The following is a 264-nucleotide window of genomic DNA, read 5'->3' on the forward strand; positions in this document are numbered from 1 at the left end:
CTCTGCTACGGCTTAAGTCTTCATTATGATCCGCAACTAGTTTATCTAGTCTTTCATTCTTTCTTGTAACTTCAAACTCTCTATTCTGCATGTTTTTCACTTTCAGGTTTTGCCAATAAAATAACTAAAAATAACACAATTACTCCAATCGTTACACATGAATCAGCAACGTTAAAAATAGGAAAATTAATAAAATCTAACTGAATCATGTCAGTAACGGAGCCCACCAAAAAACGATCCAATAGATTCCCAATGGTTCCTGCT

The 264-nt window shown here is 34.1% G+C and carries 1 protein-coding gene; it reads right to left on the reverse strand.

The features are described 5' to 3' along the window. Window positions 1-80: 80 nt before the first annotated feature. Window positions 81-264: signal peptidase II (locus AC6UDF_RS07270; protein ID WP_500724210.1), on the reverse strand; the 184-nt coding region annotated here is incomplete at its 5' end.

It is taken from the genome of Fructilactobacillus sp. X2R6C1, assembly GCF_059901295.1.